Source organism: Acidithiobacillus caldus ATCC 51756, from assembly GCF_000175575.2.
In the GTDB taxonomy this organism is placed as follows: Bacteria; Pseudomonadota; Gammaproteobacteria; order Acidithiobacillales; family Acidithiobacillaceae; genus Acidithiobacillus_A; species Acidithiobacillus_A caldus.
On the sequence record NZ_CP005986.1, the window covers coordinates 1338523 to 1358557 of the forward strand.

A 20035-nucleotide genomic window follows, 5' to 3' on the forward strand; every position below is an offset into this window, starting at 1 on the left:
TGCGAATCGGATCCAGAAACCCTTTTCTAGCAACAGTGCGCCACCCTCCTCAAGCTAGTTGTAGACCTCCCGTACACCAGATTCGAGCATAGCTCTCAGGGTGCGGTGGAAGTACACTACCAGCCCATTCTCGACACCTTCAGCGGCCGTATCGTTGCCATCGAGGCCTTGGCACGTATGCGCGAAGCAAGCGGCACCATCTACCTTCCGGCACAATTCCTGCCGCAGATGAGCGTCGAAAATGGGGCCGAACTCAGTCGCGTGGTGCTGACTCGGGCACTGTCCGATCTGGCGCGCCTTGACCAAGGCGGATATCGCCTCGGCATATCCTTCAACCTGTCGCCCCTGTCTCTGGATCGCGAATGCGTGAGCTGTTTACGAAAAGTGGTTCAAGAGTCAGGGATCGAAGCACATCGAATAACGGTGGAGATCCTGGAAAGTAGTGATTTCAGTGATATAGATCGGGCTATTGAAACCTTGCGAGAAATCCGGGAATTGGGACTTGAACTCGCTTTGGATGACATGGGCAGCGCCTATGCATCGCTGCTACGTCTAAAGAATCTGCCCGTCGGTAAGATCAAACTCGACCAGAGTTTCGTGAGCTCTCTGGAGCGCACTCCCGAGGATCTCCACATCGTCCGTGCCATTCAGGACCTTGCCGCCGATTTGCGCCTCGATCTGGTTGCCGAGGGGGTGGAGACCGAGGCCGTCCTGGATACCCTGGTTACCATGGGCATTCCTGCAGTTCAGGGCTTTGCCGTCTCGCATCCCTTGACCCTGGAACGACTGCAGGCTTTTTTGCAGGAATTTCACTTTTCTCGTGAGCCTCTGCCGCGCACACTTTTTGGCTTCTATGCGGGCACCATGGCGTCCCATGCCACCATCTGCCGTATGCTGACCATCAATCCTACGGAGCTGAATCTGGAGCACCTGCCGCTGGCCAGTCACTGTCGCGGCCACGCGGTGCTGGAGCGTCTTGGCCACCCCCACGACAGCCCCCTGGGAGTCATGCATCAGCGTTACCACGAGGCGCTGGGGAAGACATCGGAGCTGGGCTTGGGCGCGTGCCACTCCCGGCAGTGGGAACAGATGCAGGAGATCTTTGATACCTTTATGGCCATGGTGCTCTCAGCCTGGCGCCGAGAGCAAAGGGGCAGCAAAGGATGACCGAAGCTCAGGAAACACCACCCACCCTCACGAGGGCAAGCGACCAGACACCGAGCCCGGCGCTGATGTCCGATTTGTTCATGAACTATCCTACGGCGCACACCCTGGTGCGCGATGGCAAGATAATCTTTCTCAATCCAGCAGCCATACGCCTCTTTGGCGGCGTCCATGCCGAGCAATTCATTGGCCAGCCAGTGCTGGACTTCATTCATCCCATGGACCGGGAATACGTCCGCCACAGAATAGCCCTGTTGGGTCCAGACCGACGGCAGAATGAACCCACGGAGATACGTATTCTTACCCTGGATGGCCAGGTGCGCATTCTGGCGACGGCATCGGCGGTAGCCTTTGCTGAAGATGGAGGGCAGGTGATCATTGCCACCGGGATAGATGTCACCTCCTTTCATCGTCTGCAGGACGAACTACGCAGTTCTGAAGAAACCTTTCGACGACTCTTCGAGAACATGCACGATCTTTTCTACCGAACCAATGCGGCGGACGAGCTGACCCTCATCGGACCTGGTGTCGAGCGCGTGTTCGGTTACCGCCAGGCTGAGGTTTACGGTATGCCAGTAGCCAATGCGTACGTAATCCCGGCCCAACGTACACAGCTCTGGGCTCGTCTGAGAAAATATGGAGAGATAAACAATCGCATCGTGAAACTGCGACACAAGGACGGTCACGCCCTGGATATTGCGATCACCGCCAAGATGATTTTCGACGATACCGGTCACTTCCAGGGGGTCGAAGGTCTGCTCCGCGATGTCACGGAAGAGTTACGACTGCGCCGTGAACTGCAGATTCTTGCCACCATCGACAACCTTACGGGCCTACTGAATCGACGTACTTTCCTGGAACAGGCGAATCAGGCCGTGGGGATCGTCTCACGCTATCGAGAGCCGATGGTGTTCCTCATTGTGGACATCGATAATTTCAAGGAGATCAATGATAATCTGGGCCATCTCCTGGGTGACGAGGCGATTCGCAAGATCGTTGCCGCGGGACGCTCCTGCTTGAGGGAAAACGATATTTTTGGCCGACTTGGGGGCGATGAGTTTGGCATCATCCTGCGCCAATGTGAACCCACCGAGGCGCTGCAAATTTGTCAGCGAATCCTGGCGCGCGTACGCGAAGTGCGGATTCGTCTGCGGGGCAAGGGTGCCGATACACATATGTCCGTGAGTCTGGGCGTCACACCCGTCTGCCGTACCGATCGTCCCTTCGCGCGCGCCCTGGCCCGCGCCGATCGTGCCCTTTACCTGGCCAAGAGTAGCGGACGCTGTTGCTGCGCGTATCAAGCACTGGAGGGCAGTCCCGTATTGCCGCTCCAAGCAGCGGACAGCAATCTGGACTTGGGAGCGATCCGAGATCATGTTTGAAATGTCCCCAAAATCCGAAGCCCCATCCATGCTGGAAGGAGACTGGGTAGAACTCGACGGCACTCAGGTTAGCGAGTATCTGTTGGATCTCCGGACGACTGCCATGGGTATCGGCGCCATCCGAAAAAACGACGGATGCCGTTTTTCCCTGCGCATGGCCCGCCTGACGGAAAGCCGGATAGAAATGGTCATCGACCACGTGCCAGCGGGCGATCCCGTGCGCATCACCCCGGGTGAGACGATCTGGTGCTTTGTCTACGCGCAGGAATACGCTCTCAGTTTTGTCCTGATGGTGGAGGACGCTCTCGGCGAAAGCTTCCATACGGGTTATCCTGTCCGCATGTGGATTCGCAAGGATCGTCGCCACAAGCGCTTCATTCCGCGGGTGCCGATGCAGGCGACCTGGCACCGGGAGGGCGCGCCGGACATCACCGGGGATGTCATGGACATCGGTCTGGGTGGCTTTCTCGGCGGCGTCAACGTCGTCACCAAGGCCGAACGCGATCCAGTGCTCAAAGAGGACGATTATGGCCTAGTGCGTCTAAGCCGAGACGAAGGGACGATTTGGTCTGGAGAGGGCGTATTACGGCGAATTTCCTGGGTCGGAGATCGGGACCACGGCGAGTTGTCTGCATTCCTGCTGTTGGGATTTGCTTTCGTCTTCCGCGACGAAAAGGGCATGCGTCAGCTGACGGAGTTCCTGGATGGTTTGCTGGAATCCATGTAACCATTACATTTCTATACATATAGTAGGAAGCGCTACGCCCGTCGATATTCCCGCGCGACGGAAGGGCTGATACACTGCCGCGTCGGCCGCCCCCGGAGTTTCCTCTGCCTGCCTCGCTTTGTCACCGCCAGCCATGATCGCACGCGCGCCCTTGATCCTCGTCTTACGTCTTCTGCTCTCGGCTACGCTGCTGTCCATGGCTTCCTGTGCGCAACAGACGCCGGTGCCGCGGAACCCGCCTGCAGCCGTCACCCCGGTGTCCAAATCGGTGTGCCCTCGGCAGTCCTCGCAGTCCACTGTCCGTGGAGCGCCCCAGAATCGCTATCTCGACCGTATGGCTATCGTCGACGCCCAGAAGGATTTTACCCAGGCGCCCGAGCCCGATTATGTCCTGGATGCCGATTCAGTCGTGCGTTTTCCACGAATCGAACCCATCGGTGTCATTTTTATTGGCGACAGCATTCTCACAGGATGGTCGGGATACTTTGCCAAGGTTTTTCCCAACGCTTTCCTTGATGGTCGGGTCGGTCGTCAGTTCTCGTCCATTCTACCCATATGGAAAGTACTGACGGAGTGTCATACCACGCAGGGTGTGCGTACCGTAGTCGTCGAATTGGGTACCAACGGTGAGGTATCGCCGGCAGATATGGACGCCTTTTTGCATATGGCGGGTGACCGTCAGATTTTTTTAGTGGTCCCTGAAATGCCACGTCCATGGGCGGCGGAAGTGCGCGATCTCTACCTGAAAACCGCAGCTTCCCATCCCAACGTACACCTGATACGTTGGGATCTGCTGAGCAAGGATCATCCGGACTATTACTGGTCGGATCGCGTCCACCCCAATTGGCTAGGGATTCAGGTCATGGTACAGGCCATCGCCAAGGCACTACGCAAAGACTGAGTCATAAAACGCAATCTTATTTTTTTGGAGTCGTCGCGATGTTGTTCCTCGATTATCTGCGTTTCCTGGCTATCTTTGGCGTCATTGCCTTTCATCTGCACGATACCGTAGCCTATGCCACGCCTTGGTTTTCGGGCGGCTATCTCGGTGTCGATATTTTTCTTTTTCTTTCCGGATATTTTATAGAACGATCGCTATCTGGCATTCGGGATCAAGAATTGCTGCCGGCCGGTCGTTATTTCTTCAGCCGGCGTTTGTTGCGCATCATGATACCGATGCTTTTTGTCACTGCCGTGGTTGGTGGATTTTCCTATAGCCAGAATATGCCGCTATGGAAGGACATGCTTTACTCCTCCCTCTTTATTTATAATTTTTATCTGGTCTTTCATCATATCCCTTATTTTCAGGTATACTCTGCTCCACACCCATTCATGGGAATGTGGTTCATTGCCATGCTGGTGCAGCTCTATATCGTGCATTTTCTCCTGTCGCGTTTGGTAGCCAACACCGTTGTCTATCGTCTCATACTGGTGATTCTGGGTGCGGTGACTTTGGTCGGGACCTCGCTGCTCATACAGCAGCATGAGACCAACATGGCCTATGTATTGCCCTGGCATGCCTTCTCCTACATTGGCGGAGCGCTGACCATGGCGCTCATGGGACAACCGGGCGAGACGGTTCGGGATCGCAGTCAGGATCTGGTGGTCTTGGTGACTGTCTTCGCTCTTTTGCTGCTCATGTTGCTCGCGCCCTACCGCGATTTCCTCGTCTACTCCGTGGCTACCGTGGTGTTGACGGCACTGTTCGTCGTGGCGGCACAACAATCCTCCATGCTGCAGGATAAGTCGTGGCCACTACTGGGCAAGCTGGGTGAGATGGCGTACTCGTTGTATCTGTGGAATGTCCCCGTCATTTCCTTTGTGCACTATTTCTACCCCCAGAATCCGGTTTTCGTCAGTGTCTGTCTATCTATAATTCTCATTCTTATTCTCTCGTTGATAACTTATTCTGCCATAGAAATGCCGGTACAAAAATGGTTTGGGAAGGCTCCACGTCATGGAAGCGGCAGCCTTGTCAGTGCACCGGTGATGCTTCTGCTTTTGCTGGCGGGCTGGGGTTGGTACGCGCTGGCCGGTGCCCAATCTCAGAATGTCCATCAACGTGAACAGATGCAGCACGACGCACTGTACCGCGACTATCTCTTGCAGCAGGTAAAGCAGCTTCAGCAACAGGTGCGCGACGCACATCACGCTGCGCGCGTCGCCCGTGAGCTGAGCAAGGAACAATGGGTTCAGTGGCAACCGAGGCCACGTGCCGGTTACCTCTACGACGGCAAGGACCTGCGCGGTAATCCAGAATTTCCACAGAAAAAAGTGCTGTTCATCAGTGATTCCGTTTTGCTTGGTTGGTCTGGCTACGTGGTTCACCAGGTTCCCGACGGCATTCTCGACGGCAAGGTTGGACGTTCCTTTCCGCAAGCAATGCCCGTACTCACAAGCATGCTAAGTCAACCGGAGAATCGCCACATAAAGGATATCGTTGTGGAATTGGGCACTAATGGGTATGTCGAGTGGCCAGAGCTGGAGGCCTTCATCCAGGCGGCTGGAGATCGACAGATCTTTTTGGTAATGCCCAGTGTACCGCGCCCCTGGGCGGCGGAAGTACGACAGACTTATCTGCGCGCCAAAGCGAAATACGGCAACGTTCATCTGATACCCTGGGACGACATCAGTCGTGATCATTTCAATTATTTCGTGGCGGATCAGGTGCATCTCACCTGGGACGGGATCCAGGCGCTGATGCGCGCTATCCTAGAGAGTTTGTGGAAGCACGGATACACCTTGCCGAAGGGTGCGCCCAGAGCCAGCGGCCCGTCGCCTGCGTTAGTACCCACCACCGCAACCCAGAGCAGCGACATGGCCCAAGCGAATCCGCCACGATCGGAAGACACCCAGCTCGACCCGCTCAAGCCCACACTCCCGACGCATCCCACCGCCCTCGTCGCCAGTCAGCACACCAACATTGGGAATCCGAAACCCACGACCACCGAGACACCATCACCTTCCGGGGAATATGATTTTCAAGAACCAATGGTCGCGGCTCCAGCGACCTCGACACCTTGATCTCCCGCGCAGAGGGTACGTCCGCCAATTCTAACGCCCAACTGAATCTCTCGCTGCGTTTTTTGATCGCACCGTCGCGGCGGCGATGGCGATCGTGCTGGACAAAAGGATGGCCGAATGCGTGTGGTGCCTGGTCCCGTATCGGTCTCGCGACAGTTCGGAAAAGGGAAGACTAGTTTCTGTCGCCGCTTTTCGGCAGAACACTGCCTGAAGTCCGGCAAGAAACGAAAAGCGAGGTTCGGAGAGCTATTCTGAGCGCCCGTTTTACTTGGTGCCGGCAAGAGGAGTCGAACCTCCGACCTACTGATTACGAAACAGTTGCTTGAGCATTTTTCTCCTACCCAGCGTTTTAATTTTAGCATATAACATCCTGGTTTCAATAACAAATCACTATTATTAATATATCCTTCAATGGGTTGCTTTGGCCCGCGTTTCTGGCAGAACTAGAGCCAGACTAGTGCCAGAATTGCGCCATGAGCAGCTGATTTGATCAGTTGCTCTATCGCATTATGCCCATCTATATATCATCAGATATAGATGTAACAACCTGATATAAAAATGATATAAGCCGTTCGTTTAACTCGTAGAAATTGTGATAACCGTTCTTGTTTGGGCAGAACTAGAGCCAGACTAGAGCCAGAAAACTAGGTCTAAGCAACTGAGTTTTCATCAACTGCTCTGAAGTTCCCTCCAAAAGTTGGATAGGGAGCCAAGCTCCGGGCTTCTGAACAGGGAGTCGGAGATGAAGGGGAAACGCGAGCAGTACAGGCCGGAGTTTAAGACGGTGATGAAAAAGTCGGTGGTATACTGGGCGAAATGGTACAGCGGGGGTTGGAAAGATGCGTGGAGCGAAGGTAGAGACCCAAGGGTTGTTCAGCTACGTTTCCCCGGAGCAACGGGTGCCCCAAGACCATCCGCTGAGAGCGATCCGGGCTATCGTGGATCGCTCCCTGGCGGAGATGGATAGCCACTTCAGCACGATGTACTCGACCTACGGTCGCCCCTCCATTCCACCGGAGTTTCTCCTGCGGGCGCTACTGCTGCAGGTGTTTTACAGCATCCGCTCGGAACGGCAGCTGATAGAGCAACTCAACTACAACCTGCTGTTCCGTTGGTTTGTCGGTTTGGGAATGGACGACGACGTCTGGGTGCCCACGGTCTTCAGCAAGAATCGGGATCGATTGCTGGATCACGGGACGGTGCGGGAATTCTTCCGATCCGTACTGGAACAGGCCCGCGGCCAGAATCTGCTCTCCGAAGAGCATTTCTCCGTCGATGGCACCCTGCTGGAAGCTTGGGCTTCGCAGAAGTCTTTCCGGCCGAAAGATCCTGAGGACCGTGAGGGCGATGGTTCCGATTTCCGCGGCCAGACGCGCAGTAACGAGACGCACGCCTCGGTGACCGACCCCGATGCCCGGCTCTACAAAAAGGCGCCCGGCGAAGCTTCCCGCTTGGCCTATCTTGGGCATGTGCTCATGGACAATCGCCACGGGCTCATTGCCGGAGAGCAGGTCACCACCGCCGACGGCACGGCGGAAGTCGACGCCGCCGTCCAACTCGTGGACGATCTGGGCGGGAACCAGCGCATCACCCTCGGTGCCGACAAGGGCTATGACCGCCACGGCTTCGTCCAGAATCTCCGGGATCGGAATGTGACCCCTCATGTAGCCCGCAAGCGGAAAGGCTCGGCCATCGATGCCCGGACTACTCGCCACTGGGGCTATGCCATGAGCATCCACGTCCGGCGGCGGATAGAATCCATCTTCGGCTGGATGAAGACGGTGGGAGGGATGCGGAAAACCCGATTCCGTGGCTTGGAACGGGTCGGTCTGCACTTTTCCTTGGTCACTGTCGCCTACAACCTGGTCCGCATGGTGCGATTGGGGGTGGCCTGATGGGAGTACTGCGTCTGGAATCCGAAAATGGCCCCAAAAAAGACTGCAACAGCGGGCAAAACAGGCCTGATAGGGCTGCCTATTCCGCAATTTTTGACCAAATCGGATAGCGCCTCGGCGTTTCTACGGATTTTTTCCGCATCCTCTTAAAGCCAATACTGTTTACTTAGGGAAGCTCTGCACAGCCTGAGCTGGTAGAATGAGGGGGTACGCACAAGGCAGGAGGCGATCATGGCAGGTCAGATGACATTTGCGGAGACAATGGGGCTGTCGCGCCGACACAAGGAGACCAAGCGGGAGCGTTTCCTGCGGGAGATGGACCAGGTGGTGCCTTGGCAGGCTTTGATTGAGTGCATCGCTCCCTACTACCCCAAAGCTGGACCGCGTGGCGGTCGCAAGCCCATGCCGATAGAGCAAATGCTGCGTATTCACTTCCTGCAGCAATGGTATGCCTACTCGGACCCGGGCATGGAAGAGGCCCTGTATGAAATTCCCTTGCTACGGGCCTTTGCCGGTATCGACTTGGGCCGCGACCTGATCCCCGACGAGTCCACTATCCTGCGCTTTCGTCGCCTGCTCGAGCAGCACGGCTTGGCGCAACAGATATTTGCCCAAGTACAGGAGCTGCTGGAAGCCTCCCACTTGATTCTGCAGGAAGGCAAGATGGTGGATGCCACCTTGATTCACGCCCCCAGCTCGACCAAGAATCGAGACCGCAAACGGGACCCCGAAATGCATCAAACCAAGAAGGGGAACCAATGGTATTTCGGCATGAAGGCCCATGTCGCGACGGACACGCAAGGCCTGGTTCAGGCCGTCGAGTTCACCGCGGCCCATGTTCCGGACCATCGGGTGCTGGAAGAGCTGCTGACCGGAGACGAGAAGACGGTGCTCGCCGATCGTGGCTACGATTACCCGCAGGTCCATGAATTTTTGCGCAAGCAGGGGATTCAGGATGCCGTGGCTCGACGTCGCTTTCCCGGCCAGAAGACGGGGCTACAGGCACTCCAGCGTTTCAACCGCCGTGTAGCAAGCATCCGTGCGCGGGGTGAACATGCCTTCCGCGTCCTGAAGTGTCAGTTTGGCTACCGCAAGACCCGCTATCGGGGCTTAGCCAAAAACGGTGCGCAACTGACCACCTTGTTTGCCCTGGTGAACCTCTACCTGGTTCGTAAGGAGCTCTGTTGGTTACGGGCGTAATCCGTCACAAAGACGAAAATCGGGTGATTTCCGTGGGCACCATGCGCTCTTTGGTGTCTCTGGGGAGGAAAAATGAGAATTTTGGTCGCCAAATCGATTTTGCGAGACAAACTCGCCCCAAATCACGACGATTTTACTACCAGTTCAGAGGTTCCCTAGGAGATGCCACCATGTCTGGACAGATGACCTTTGCCGAGGAGCCCAGCCTGTCGCGACGCCGCAAGCAGACCAAGCGGGAACGCTTTCTGGCCGAGATGGATGCCGTGGTTCCCTGGGCCAGGCTTGTGGCCTTGATCGAGCCGCACTATCCCAAGGGTGGCAGTGGCCGCAAGCCCATGCCCTTGGAGCGGATGCTGCGTATCCACTTTCTCCAGCAATGGTTCGGCTACTCCGATCCAGGGATGGAAGAGGCCCTGTACGAGGTCCCTCTGCTTCGGCGATTCGCCGGTATCGACCTGGGCCGAGACTTCGTTCCTGACGAGACCACGATCCTGAAGTTCCGCCGCTTACTGGAGCGCCATGCGCTGGCTCAGGCCTTCTTTGCCGAGGTGCAGTCTGTGTTGCGGGAGAAAGGGCTCTTGCTGCAGGAAGGCAAGACCGTGGACGCCACATTGATTCATGCCCCGAGCTCCACCAAGAACCGAGACCGCCAGCGGGATCCAGAGATGAGCTCCACCAAGAAAGGGAATCAGTGGTATTTCGGGATGAAGGCGCATGTGGCAACGGATCTCCAAGGTATCGTACAGGCGGTGGACTTCACCGCGGCCAAGGTACCGGATCATCGGATGCTGGATAGGCTCCTTACTGGAAAGGAGTCGGTGGTCCTCGCGGACCGGGGCTATGACTATCCCCAGGTGCATGACACGCTGGTGGCCCGAGGCATACGGAACGCGGTAGCGCGGCGACGCTATCCTGGGCAGAAAACCGGCTTGGCGGCCCTCAAGCGCTATAACCGCGCCATTGCCCGGATCCGTGCTCGGGGAGAGCACGTCTTTCGGGTGCTGAAGTGCCAGTTCGGCTACCGACGCACCCGCTATCGTGGACTGGCCAAAAACGGTGCTCAGCTGACCACGCTCTTTGCCTTGGCCAATCTGTACATGCTGAGGAGATATCTCCTGGCCGCGTAGGGAGTGGTGTGCCCAATATCCAATAATTCTCCAGAAAATGGGGGAATTTGAGGGATAAGTGACCTGATAGCAACGTGCTTGGGTCAATATTGGGGACAAGACGCACCTTTTTAGGCTAGGTCAGAGCTTCCTTAGATCACTACGGGTACTGGTGGGCGGCTCGAAAAACCTCATGGCCACTCGGGGTTTGATAGAATAGCGGTAGGCCGGTGTTAATCAGCGTGTAAAAGTGAACAGGTGCAGGTAGGAATCAGCGTCGAAAACTGAACACCTGCTACCCTCTCGGGATTTGGCCCGGAGGAACCTGGAGTGCTTTGCATGGAAACGATTGCCAAGATTCGTCTGCTGTATTTCACCAAGAAGAAGACCGTCAGTGAGATTGCCCGTCTCGTGCGTATGTCGCGCAACACGGTGTACAAGTATCTGCATCATGATGGAGATGTCCCCAAGTACAATCGCCGGTCCTCGGCGAAGCCCCAACTCGGGCCGCAGGAGGCCATTCTGCAGAAGTGGGTGGAGACCGAGTCGCATCTGCCCCGCAAGCAGCGTCGGACGGCGCGCCGACTCTTTGAGGATCTGCGCAAGGAGGGCTATACCGGGGCCTACGATAGCGTCCAGCGCTGGGTGAAGCACTGGCCGTGGAGCATCCGCGCGCGCAGAAGGCCTATATCCCGCTGGTCTTTCGCCCGGGCGAAGCCTACCAGTTCGACTGGAGCACCGAGACCGTCCTCTTGGGCGGTGTGACGTGCCGGGTGAAAGTGGCGCACTTTCGGCTCACCCATAGCCGGATGTCCTTTGTCCGGGCCTATCCCAGGGAAACCCAGGAAATGGTCTTTGCGGCCCACCAAGAGGCCTTTGCCGCCTTTGGCGGGGTGCCCGAGCGGGGGATCTATGACAACCCCAAGACCATCGTCGACGTGGTCTACAGCAAGCTCGTTGAGGGGCAAGATCGGGAGTTCAATCCTCGGTTCCTGTCGCTGATGAATCACTATCTGATCGATCCCACCGCCTGCACGGTAGCCGCCGGCTGGGAGAAGGGGCAGGTCGAGAATCAGGTGGATACGCTGCGCTCGTGGTTCTTCACCCCCACGCCGCGCTTCGATGACCTCGACCAGCTCAATGCCTGGCTGTGGCAACAGTGCCTGGAGCGCGCACAGACCGCGGCCCACCCCGAGCTGCAGGAGCGCAGCATCTGGGAGGTCTTCCAGGAAGAGCAGCCCTCCCTGCGCCCCTTCCGGGCGACCTTCGATGGCTACGTCGAAGTGCGAGCACGGGTGTCCAAGACCTGCCTGGTGACGGTGGATCGGAACCAGTACAGCGTGCCGGCCCAATACGTGGGCCAGTACCTGCAGGTACGACGTTATGTGGACCGTATCCTGGTCCTGCACGAAGGCCAAGGGGTGGCCAGCCATCGGCGGCATATGGGGCGCAATCAGGTCTTCACGGATGTCATCCACTATCTGGATGTCCTGGAGCGCAAGCCTGGTGCCTTGCGTAACGGACGTCCCTTCCAGGAACTGCCGCGCGCCATCGCCGCAGTGCGCCAACGGCTGCACGGCAAACCATTGGGGGATCACGAGTTCGTCACGGTGCTCCTGATGGCTCGGGAATACGGTATCGACAATCTGGAAACAGCCTGCGCCATGACCCTGGAGCAGGGTGCTGTGAATGCCGCGGTCGTGCTGAACGTCATGCATCGTCTGGCGAATCCACTGCCTCCAGCGCCGCTGTGCACGCCGGAAGCCCTGCGTCTGCAAGAGGAGCCACAAGCCGACTGCGCCCGCTATGACCGGTTGCGGGGGAGTGCCTATGTCCACTGACCTGCTGCAATCCCTGCGCGCCCTGCACCTCTATGGCATGGCTCTGGCGGTAGAGGATTGGATGGATCAGCGCCTACCTCAGGATCCCGAGGCGTGGCTGGCACAACTCATCGCCGTAGAGACCCAGGAGCGCGCCCATCGTAGCCTCCTCTATCAGATGCGTACCGCACGTTTCCCGGCCCAGCGCGGCCTGGAAGACTTCGATTTTACCGAGAGTCCCGTGGACCAGAAGGCACTACAGCGGCTTGCTGAGGGTCACTATCTGGGCGCTGCCCACAACCTTATCTTCGTCGGGGGTACCGGGACGGGGAAAACCCATCTCGCACTGGCCCTGGGCCATGCCGCCATCTACCAGGGGCACCGCGTGCGCTGGTTCAACGTCGTCGATCTGGTCAATCAATTGGAGCAGGAAAAGACCCGTGGCCAGAGTGGCCGCCTGGTCAAAACCCTACTGAACATGAACCTCGTCGTTCTCGATGAGCTGGGCTACTTACCCTTCTCTGAGTCCGGTGGCGCCTTGCTCTTTCACCTGATCAGTAAGCTCTACGAGCACACCGCGCTGATCGTCACCACGAACTTCTCCTTCGGGGAATGGGTCCAGGTCTTCGGCGACGCCAAGATGACCACCGCCATGCTCGATCGCCTCACACACCACTGCGACATCATCGAGACAGGGAACGACTCCTACCGCTACAAACAGCGCCGTTCTCTCCCCCTCTGAAACTGTTCAAAATTGGACGCTGACACCTGTTCAAATTTCGCGCTGATTGACAGCCAGTCCACGATAGCGCGTGCGTCGGTAGCCGAATTGGCACTTCAGCACCCGGAAGGCGTGTTCTCCCCGGGCACGGATCCGGGCAATGGCGCGGTTGTAGCGTTTGAGTGCCGCCAATCCGGTTTCTGCCCAGGATAGCGTCGCCGCGCTACCGCGTTTCGTATGCCTCGGGCCGCCAGCGTGTCATGCACCTGGGGATAGTCGTAGCCCCGGTCAGCGAGGACCACCGACTCCTTTCCAGTAAGGTGAATCCCCCCGGTTTTCGTGGAGGCTCTGAAGTGTGAAAAAATGGAGCCATGGATACCATGAAATCGAGTCAAAAGTTTTCGCAGGAAGTACGTTCTCGCGCAGTGCGATTGGTGGAGGAGCATCGAGAGGAGTATCCCTCCCTTGCGGCCGCGCTGCAGTCGATTGCGCCGAAGATTGGTTGCACCCCCAAGACGTTGCGGGTGTGGGTGAATCGAGCCGCAGTAGAGGCCGGCAGCCGGCCCGGATGGTAGCGACCGCAGGTGGGGGAGCGATGAAGGACGCGCCATATCGAGGAAGGATAGATTTTGGGATCGCATGGTCCAATTGCGCTGCAACCGCGGTCATCCAGTAGCAGACGTCCGCAGGAACCAGCAGCTGTACAAATCACGCCCTCCATCCAATCATTAGCAAGGCAATTTCTGGGCTACGGATTCATGGTCAGAAAGCATATTGCAGCATCAAACGATCGTCGATGAAGGTACCGTGATAGTCTGCGTAGGGATTACTATGATCCACCGCCAGACGATTACGTAGGGAAAGTCCCTTCCAGAACCCTCCCGGACTGTAGGTCACGTCGAGGTAGTTGGCATCGACATTGGGCGCATAAGGGGCAGTGATATACATGCTGTAACTGTACTTGACACGCAGTTGCGGCAGTGGATGGATCAAGAATCCAAATTTCCAGGCATGCCCCGGTTGGGATGCCGACACCAGACCGTAATCCATGATACTGGTATACAGCGGATCAGCGCTGTACTGCTGGGTAAAGGGAGAGACGAATCCACCGTTGTACAACTCTGCACCGCCGGCAGAGAACGGCGAGCGGGCAGGGATCGCATTGTAAGCCGCAAAGATGGTGCCAATTGGACTATGTAGTCCCAGCATCCCGCCAAAGATCGTTGCATCCACTGGTCCCGCGTATTGAGCACCGTCCGCCCACTCCCGAGCGTACTGAAAATCGGCAAAGGGTTTCACATCCCAGGAAAGGGTGGGAGCCCCATAGTGCACTGTTCCATAAAACAGGTTGGCAAGATCATAGAAATGATAGAACCAAGCACTGGAGTGCAGCCCATGCCAATGACCAGACAGTCCAAAGGCCAGGGTTCCGTTGAGATGGTCTGGCATACGGGGATAGAGTGGATTCTCATTCAACAGGGTCTGCCGATAATAGTTTTCCTGTATGCGGTTCTTGTAGCGGAACTCTCGCAGAGCAGTGAACCGTAGATCGCGAATCGGTGTGATCTGTACGAGAGCCGCCTGGTAGGTGTTGGGAATCATAAAGGCGTCTGCCGTTCCCATCCAAGGGGTACGCAGGAGCATATCCCCAGCCTTTACCCGCAACCACGGGTTGCGATATTGCAAATAAGCCTGTCCGAGTACGTTCAAACTGTTACGATTGCCCATAAGCAATGCATCGAGATGCACGCCGTTGAGATCGTTTGCGCCCAGGCCATTGGCGGTATAAAACGCTACCCCCGCGTTGAAGCCGTAAAGGGATGCCGTCTGAACTTTGAGCATGCCGCCAAGCGAGTAGGCCCAGCGGTTGGGAACCGAAGAACCAGAAAATATTTGATTGAAATAGTAGTTCCGAATATCCCCGGTTACTGTAGAATTCAGCAAAAACTGCTGAATACTATTGGCTCGAGCCGCCTCTGAAGTGGGAGTTCCTCCGTAGACCAAGGGCGCCGCCAACATCAACGTCGCCATCGTTAACCCGTATAGATGCTTCATTACGACCTCCTCGAACGTCTGTTGTAGAAGTATTGTTTAAGCTCACCAGCGTAAGGCTGGGAAGTTATAACATCGTCTTCACCATGGTAGTGCCGTGGACATCTTCGGAGCAGTCACGGACCATTCCCGTCTCCTCGGAGAGGCAGGGGGCTCGGAACAGCGCGCCGGTCCACATCCCCACAAAGCTACGCTGCGTGACGACGATCCAGAACCCCGCCAGCAGCACCGTGAAAACGGCACCGAGCACGGTCAGCGGGCCAAAATCCGTCACCTCGCCAAGGCCGTAGGTGGCAGCGTCGAACACCCCCAAGGGAAAGGTGAAGCCCCACCAGCCCATGTTGAAGGGCAGACCCTCGCGCAGATAACGCAGGGTGAAGGCGACGGCCATGACCATCCACCACAGGCCAAAGCCCCAGAGCACGAGGGCAACCAGAATACCCGCCAGCTGGCCGAAGTTCGCCATGGAGGCCAGCGGAGTCCCTGCAAAAGCCAGGACATCGGCCTTGCCCAGGGTAAGCATGGCGAAGGCGCCAGTCCCCAAGGGACCCAGGGGTAGCCAGGTGGACACGGCCATGTCGCGGTGGGGAAGCTTGTGCAGGGTCAGGCGAAGCAGGAGGATGGCCAGCACCGCAAGGGCCAGGAGCACGGAGATGCTCCACAGCACGTAACTCACATAGACCACGGGTCGCGCAAGGGCGGGAGACAGGTGCTGGGCCAAAAGGCCGCCGCTGGCCGCACTCACCTCCGGCGGAACGATGGGAAGCAGCCACGCGGCGGTCATCCGCTCGATACTGTGCTCGTGGGCCGTAAACATGAAAAAGGGAATGAGCAAGGCGGAGATCAAGGCCATCAGGACATCGACCCACCACAGGCCCTGGGCAATGGCGAGGGTCTGCGGAGTGATCGGCCAAAAATCCAGCAACCCGTTGATGATGGTTGCAAATCCCATGGGAATGGCGCCGATGAAAAGCGACTGCACCGGATGCTCGAAAAGCTTCGCAAAACTGCGGGGGTAAAACAGCGCCCGCCCCGTGAACAGGGCAGCGAACAGGACGAAGAAGAAGACGTTGACGGCCCAGAGCCCGCGGGCGATCTCCAGCTGTCCCCAGTGGCCATAGGGAAAGGCCGCCAGCATCAACGCGAGGATACCTGTGCCCATGTTGGCGGCAAACCAGTTGGGGGTGAAGTGACGAACGATTTCCCGAGGATCCCGACCGGGGGCGGCGGACAGCAATCGCATGGATGCAGCACTCCCTTAGCGAAGGACTGAGCAGAGCATAGACACTTGCAATACGCCAAGCCAATGACGAATATGGATTCATGAAATTCGTTTATTTTATTTCTGGCATGCTCGCACAGGTTGGTGCATGACGCGTATAGCAAGGGCCTGGAGGACTAAGCCGACGGCCGCTTGAATCGCGGCCAGGCCCCACATTTTCTCTGAGCGCATCGCGTTTTCATGATCGTACGGAGCTGAGGGTGCGCATGAATATCAAAAAAATACATGGCGGCGAACCAGTTGAAGGGATATAGATAGCCGCCTCCTAGCTCATGACTAGTCGGCAGACGACCAGCCTAGTCCGTACGATCACTATCTCGGAAATCATCCGAACAGTTTGCCGACCCTCCGGACCGAGTCACTGTCATTGTCTTTTACAGTACGAGGAACACCTGCATTCTCTACGTACGCGTTACCGAGCAACTCAGTTTCTAACGGGCACCGAACGTTTCGAACTATATACACGACGATGAAGGTTCGTGTTCATCAGTTATAGGCAATTGAAAGCCCGCTGAGGCCGCGATCTTTTATACTAATCCTCATGCCGTCAATTTTTACTGTTATACGCAGTCTAGAGCTCTAATAATAGCTGTCGTTCCGTCCGTAGTATCCGATCTCGCACCAGCAGTAGGTACCGGCGATAGCGCGCCAACTCGGTATCCATTACGATTTTCTGCTGGTCCAGATCTTCGGTGCATCCATCCGGAAGCATTCGGATTACCTTTTCCCAACTTTCCCGGACAATTTGATGGCGTTCTTCCAAGACGTCTAAAAACTCTACCAGGCGGTTTTCCTGGGGTGGTTCCTGGATATTTAGGTGATCGAGTCGACGTGCGTGCATGCCATTATCCCCTGGATTGCCGTATTGCGTCCCCAGGACGATCGCCGGATGGTTAGGCGACGTCCGGGAAGTGAGAGCTTAGTGACCCATGTAGCTCGCCTTCTTGGTATACCGTCCCCGGAATACCCAGATCTGGTACCAGTTGTACAGGATCATTACGGGTACGAAGCCGGTCATGAAGAGGGTAAAGACCGCGATGGAGTCGGCAGGGTTGGCGGCCGCGCTTATCGTCCAGGTATTCGGTACGATGTAGGGGTACATGGTAGCCCACATGGCGAACCAGAGCACAGCGACAACTGCCTCACCCCAGAGCAGTGCGGTAAAGTCGCGCTGCATTGTATGTGCCATCATGGACTTGTACGCGGCAAAGAGAACGACCATCAATACCAGCGCCCAGTTCCACCAGTTGGGTCCGGTCCACTTTGCGGCCGCCCAGGGAAAGATCGCGTAGGACCAGACGATGGTGACGACAATGGTCACCAGGGCAAGATAGGAAAAGAAGGTTGTCCAGGTCTGGGCTTTTTTGTTGATGACATCGCCAGGCTCAAATCGAGCGCATAGATAGAGACCACCAGCCAGACACGCCGCAACCACTGCTCCAAACCCGGTAAAAAGTGAGAAGGGGGTGAGGAATGTCAAGGCATTCCCGGAGAAGTGTGGAATCGGTGAGTCGACAAAAAGGCCAGGTGAATGCACTGCCATTGCCGGCCCGGTACGCATGGGAAATCCTTGCAAGGTTGCACCGAGAGCAAGTCCTGCACCAAAAGGGGCCAGCAGGCTACCGAAGGCGAAAGCCCAGCCCCAAAGGCGTTTACTCCCCGTAGCGTGGACGTGAAATTCAAAGGCAACGGCGCGCGAAATGATACCCCAAAGGGCCAGCATCAGGGGGATCATGAGGTAGTTGAAGGCTGACCCGTAGACTAGGGGAAACGCCCCAAACAGTACGCCGCCGGCTACGACCAGCCACGTTTCGTTACCGTCCCAGATGCCCGCCATGGATGCCATGATCGCCCCGCGCTCCTCCTCATCGGGAGAAAACAGGGCAAAAATTCCAGCACCCAGATCGGCACCATCCAAGCCGATATAGAAGAGAAAAATGAGACAGAGCAGTAGCCACCACCAGGTGGTGAGCGTGGTGGCAATATGCGTAATATCCATCGATAGCTACTCCTTGTGGATACCCCGGAGACACCCGGGGTACGATCGTTACGGTTCCGGATGCAGAATCGGTTTCGCAAAGCTTGGTCGGACCATGCCGCCGCCAGCCTCAACGGAAGCGTCCGTGTCGGAGCTGACGCCGGGCAGCGGACTATCCAGATCGGGTCCTTTCCGGATGACCTTGCTGAAGAAGTACCAGGCTCCCGCCCAGACACTGAGTTCGAAGACGATGTAGCCCGCAAACCACGCGATCTCCTGACCGACACCCATGTGGCTGACGCCTTCATAGGTACGCATGATGTTGTAGACCACCCAGGGCTGGCGTCCCACCTCGCGCGTCCACCAGCCGGTCCAGATAGCGAGGTAGGGCAGGAAGCCACTAAACACCATCAGACGCAGGAACCAGGGGCGTTGCCGAAGTTCCTGAACGGTAAATTTACCGCGCAGCATCAAGAGCGTTCCCCACAGCGCCATGAAGAACAAGAAGAAACCAATGGCCACCATGATGCGGAAGGCGTAGAAAGGCACCCAGACATCGGGGCGATCTTTGGCCGGGAAGCTGTCCATACCCGTTACCTTGCCATTCCAGGTATGCGTTTCCAGCAAGCTCAGCACGTGGGGTATGGTGATGGCGAACACGTTACCGTCGTTTTTGGCATTCGGGATAGCAATCAGATGCCAGCCCGTATTGACTTTGCCATTGGGAAGGTAGGTGTGGTAATGCCCTTCCATCGCCGCAAGGGAGGTTGGTTCGCTATGCGCAACATCCACGCCCAGACTATCACCCAACCAGATCTGAATTGGCGCACAGATCAATAAGGCCAACACAGCAGGTTTGAGCATCTTGATGAAGAGATCGGCATGTCGATTCTTGAGGATATACCAGGAACTGACGGCGGCGAGCACGAAAAATCCTAACAACATCGTAGCCATCCACATGTGCGGGAATCCCCAGATGGCGTTGTCGTTGAAGATGGCATGCCACCAGTTGGTGACCTGAAAAATGCCATCCTTGAGCACCACCCCGTTGGGGGTTTGCATCCAGGAGTTGGCTACCAGGATCCAATAGGCCGACAGACTGGAGGCAAAAGCGACGTTGAAAGTCGAGAAAAGATGCATGCCTTTCCCGATCTTATTCCAGCCAAACACCATGAGCCCGATAAACCCGGCTTCGTACATGAAGGCGGTGATGGTCTCAAACCCGAGAATATTGCCAAAGAATGGCCCTGCGGCTTGCGAGAAAGGTCCATAGAGAATGCCGAAGGCCATCTCCATGGTGACACCGGTAGCGACACCCGCACCAAAGTTTACGATAAATATTTTCTCAAAGAAGCGTTCCAGCCGATACCAGCGTTCATCGCCGGATCGGAGCCAGGCTACTTCGAGCCCAAAGAGAATCCAGGATACGCCAATGGTAAGCGGTGTCCAAAGGATATGCATGGAAGTGATCCATGCAAAGTCCAGCCGACTCAACAGAATCGGCAATGTATTTTCCATAAGCATTCGGGTTGTCCTCCTAGAATACAGAACCCATGTGTCCCGGGCTAAAGAAAGCATGCTTCGTGCCTAACTCTTGTGCTACGATAAAACAATCGGTTAGGCTGAATCGTTGTCAAAACGCAATAACCCTGCTGGGGGCTTTGACCCATATATCTCACCGTTG

Annotated in this window: 15 protein-coding genes and 2 pseudogenes; 12 read left to right on the top strand and 5 right to left on the bottom strand. The window is 56.6% G+C overall.

Features of this window, described 5'->3' with window-relative positions:
* Window positions 1-105: 105 nt before the first annotated feature.
* The 11 genes from ACAty_RS06555 to istB all read left to right on the top strand — a co-directional run bounded on the left by ACAty_RS06555 (window position 106) and on the right by istB (window position 13060).
* Window positions 106-1167, top strand: coding sequence for an EAL domain-containing protein (locus ACAty_RS06555; protein ID WP_004873226.1), 1062 nt, complete (start codon window positions 106-108; stop codon window positions 1165-1167).
* Window positions 1164-2546 carry a sensor domain-containing diguanylate cyclase gene (locus ACAty_RS06560; RefSeq protein ID WP_226822969.1) on the top strand — a complete coding sequence of 461 codons (1383 nt, stop codon included), beginning with the start codon at window positions 1164-1166 and terminating at the stop codon, window positions 2544-2546. Before ACAty_RS06555 ends, ACAty_RS06560 begins: the two co-directional genes overlap by 4 nt.
* A complete protein-coding gene (locus tag ACAty_RS06565; protein WP_226824347.1) occupies window positions 2539-3273 on the top strand; it encodes a hypothetical protein in 735 nt (244 codons plus the stop codon). The genes ACAty_RS06560 and ACAty_RS06565 overlap by 8 nt, the downstream gene beginning before the upstream one ends.
* 133 nt (window positions 3274-3406) lie before the next feature.
* Window positions 3407-4174, top strand: coding sequence for an SGNH/GDSL hydrolase family protein (locus ACAty_RS06570; RefSeq protein ID WP_038472712.1), 768 nt, complete (start codon window positions 3407-3409; stop codon window positions 4172-4174).
* 38 nt (window positions 4175-4212) lie between these two features.
* Window positions 4213-6297 carry an acyltransferase family protein gene (locus ACAty_RS14850; protein WP_004873222.1) on the top strand — a complete coding sequence of 695 codons (2085 nt, stop codon included), beginning with the start codon at window positions 4213-4215 and terminating at the stop codon, window positions 6295-6297.
* Between the two features lie 839 nt (window positions 6298-7136).
* Window positions 7137-8192: an IS5 family transposase gene (locus ACAty_RS06580; protein WP_014002833.1), complete on the top strand. Its 1056-nt coding sequence runs from the start codon at window positions 7137-7139 to the stop codon at window positions 8190-8192.
* 231 nt (window positions 8193-8423) lie between these two features.
* The gene (locus ACAty_RS06585) at window positions 8424-9392 is read left to right on the top strand and encodes an IS5 family transposase (protein WP_038471793.1); all 969 of its coding nucleotides are present in this window, start codon (window positions 8424-8426) and stop codon (window positions 9390-9392) included.
* A gap of 182 nt (window positions 9393-9574) precedes the next feature.
* A complete protein-coding gene (locus ACAty_RS06590) occupies window positions 9575-10519 on the top strand; it encodes an IS5 family transposase (protein WP_169737326.1) in 945 nt (314 codons plus the stop codon).
* A gap of 318 nt (window positions 10520-10837) precedes the next feature.
* Window positions 10838-11263, top strand: coding sequence for a transposase (locus ACAty_RS16300; protein ID WP_004872096.1), 426 nt, complete (start codon window positions 10838-10840; stop codon window positions 11261-11263).
* The gene (gene istA, locus ACAty_RS06600) at window positions 11158-12339 is read left to right on the top strand and encodes an IS21 family transposase (protein ID WP_198408167.1); all 1182 of its coding nucleotides are present in this window, start codon (window positions 11158-11160) and stop codon (window positions 12337-12339) included. Before ACAty_RS16300 ends, istA begins: the two co-directional genes overlap by 106 nt.
* Complete coding sequence (gene istB, locus ACAty_RS06605; protein ID WP_004872099.1) at window positions 12329-13060, top strand: IS21-like element helper ATPase IstB; 732 nt, start codon at window positions 12329-12331, stop codon at window positions 13058-13060. The genes istA and istB overlap by 11 nt, the downstream gene beginning before the upstream one ends.
* Before the next feature lie 30 nt (window positions 13061-13090).
* Here the strand turns inward: istB and ACAty_RS15805 are convergent.
* Window positions 13091-13359 (bottom strand): annotated as a pseudogene (locus ACAty_RS15805) (transposase); the annotation flags it as partial.
* Between the two features lie 60 nt (window positions 13360-13419).
* Between ACAty_RS15805 and ACAty_RS16405 the strand changes: the two are divergent.
* A pseudogene (locus ACAty_RS16405) lies at window positions 13420-13608 on the top strand (IS3 family transposase); the annotation flags it as partial.
* A 193-nt stretch (window positions 13609-13801) separates the two neighbouring features.
* Here the strand turns inward: ACAty_RS16405 and ACAty_RS06615 are convergent.
* From ACAty_RS06615 to ACAty_RS06635, 4 genes are all read right to left on the bottom strand, one after another.
* On the bottom strand, window positions 13802-15094 hold the full coding sequence (locus tag ACAty_RS06615) for an OprD family outer membrane porin (RefSeq protein ID WP_004868266.1): 1293 nt from the start codon (window positions 15092-15094) through the stop codon (window positions 13802-13804).
* Window positions 15095-15158: 64 nt separating this feature from the next.
* Entirely contained in the window at window positions 15159-16334 is a 1176-nt protein-coding gene (locus ACAty_RS06620; protein WP_038471796.1) for a TDT family transporter, read from the bottom strand.
* A 958-nt stretch (window positions 16335-17292) separates the two neighbouring features.
* Window positions 17293-18372 carry a cytochrome d ubiquinol oxidase subunit II gene (locus tag ACAty_RS06630; RefSeq protein WP_004872104.1) on the bottom strand — a complete coding sequence of 360 codons (1080 nt, stop codon included), beginning with the start codon at window positions 18370-18372 and terminating at the stop codon, window positions 17293-17295.
* Between the two features lie 48 nt (window positions 18373-18420).
* Window positions 18421-19875, bottom strand: coding sequence for a cytochrome ubiquinol oxidase subunit I (locus ACAty_RS06635; protein ID WP_038471800.1), 1455 nt, complete (start codon window positions 19873-19875; stop codon window positions 18421-18423).
* Window positions 19876-20035 lie beyond the last annotated feature (160 nt).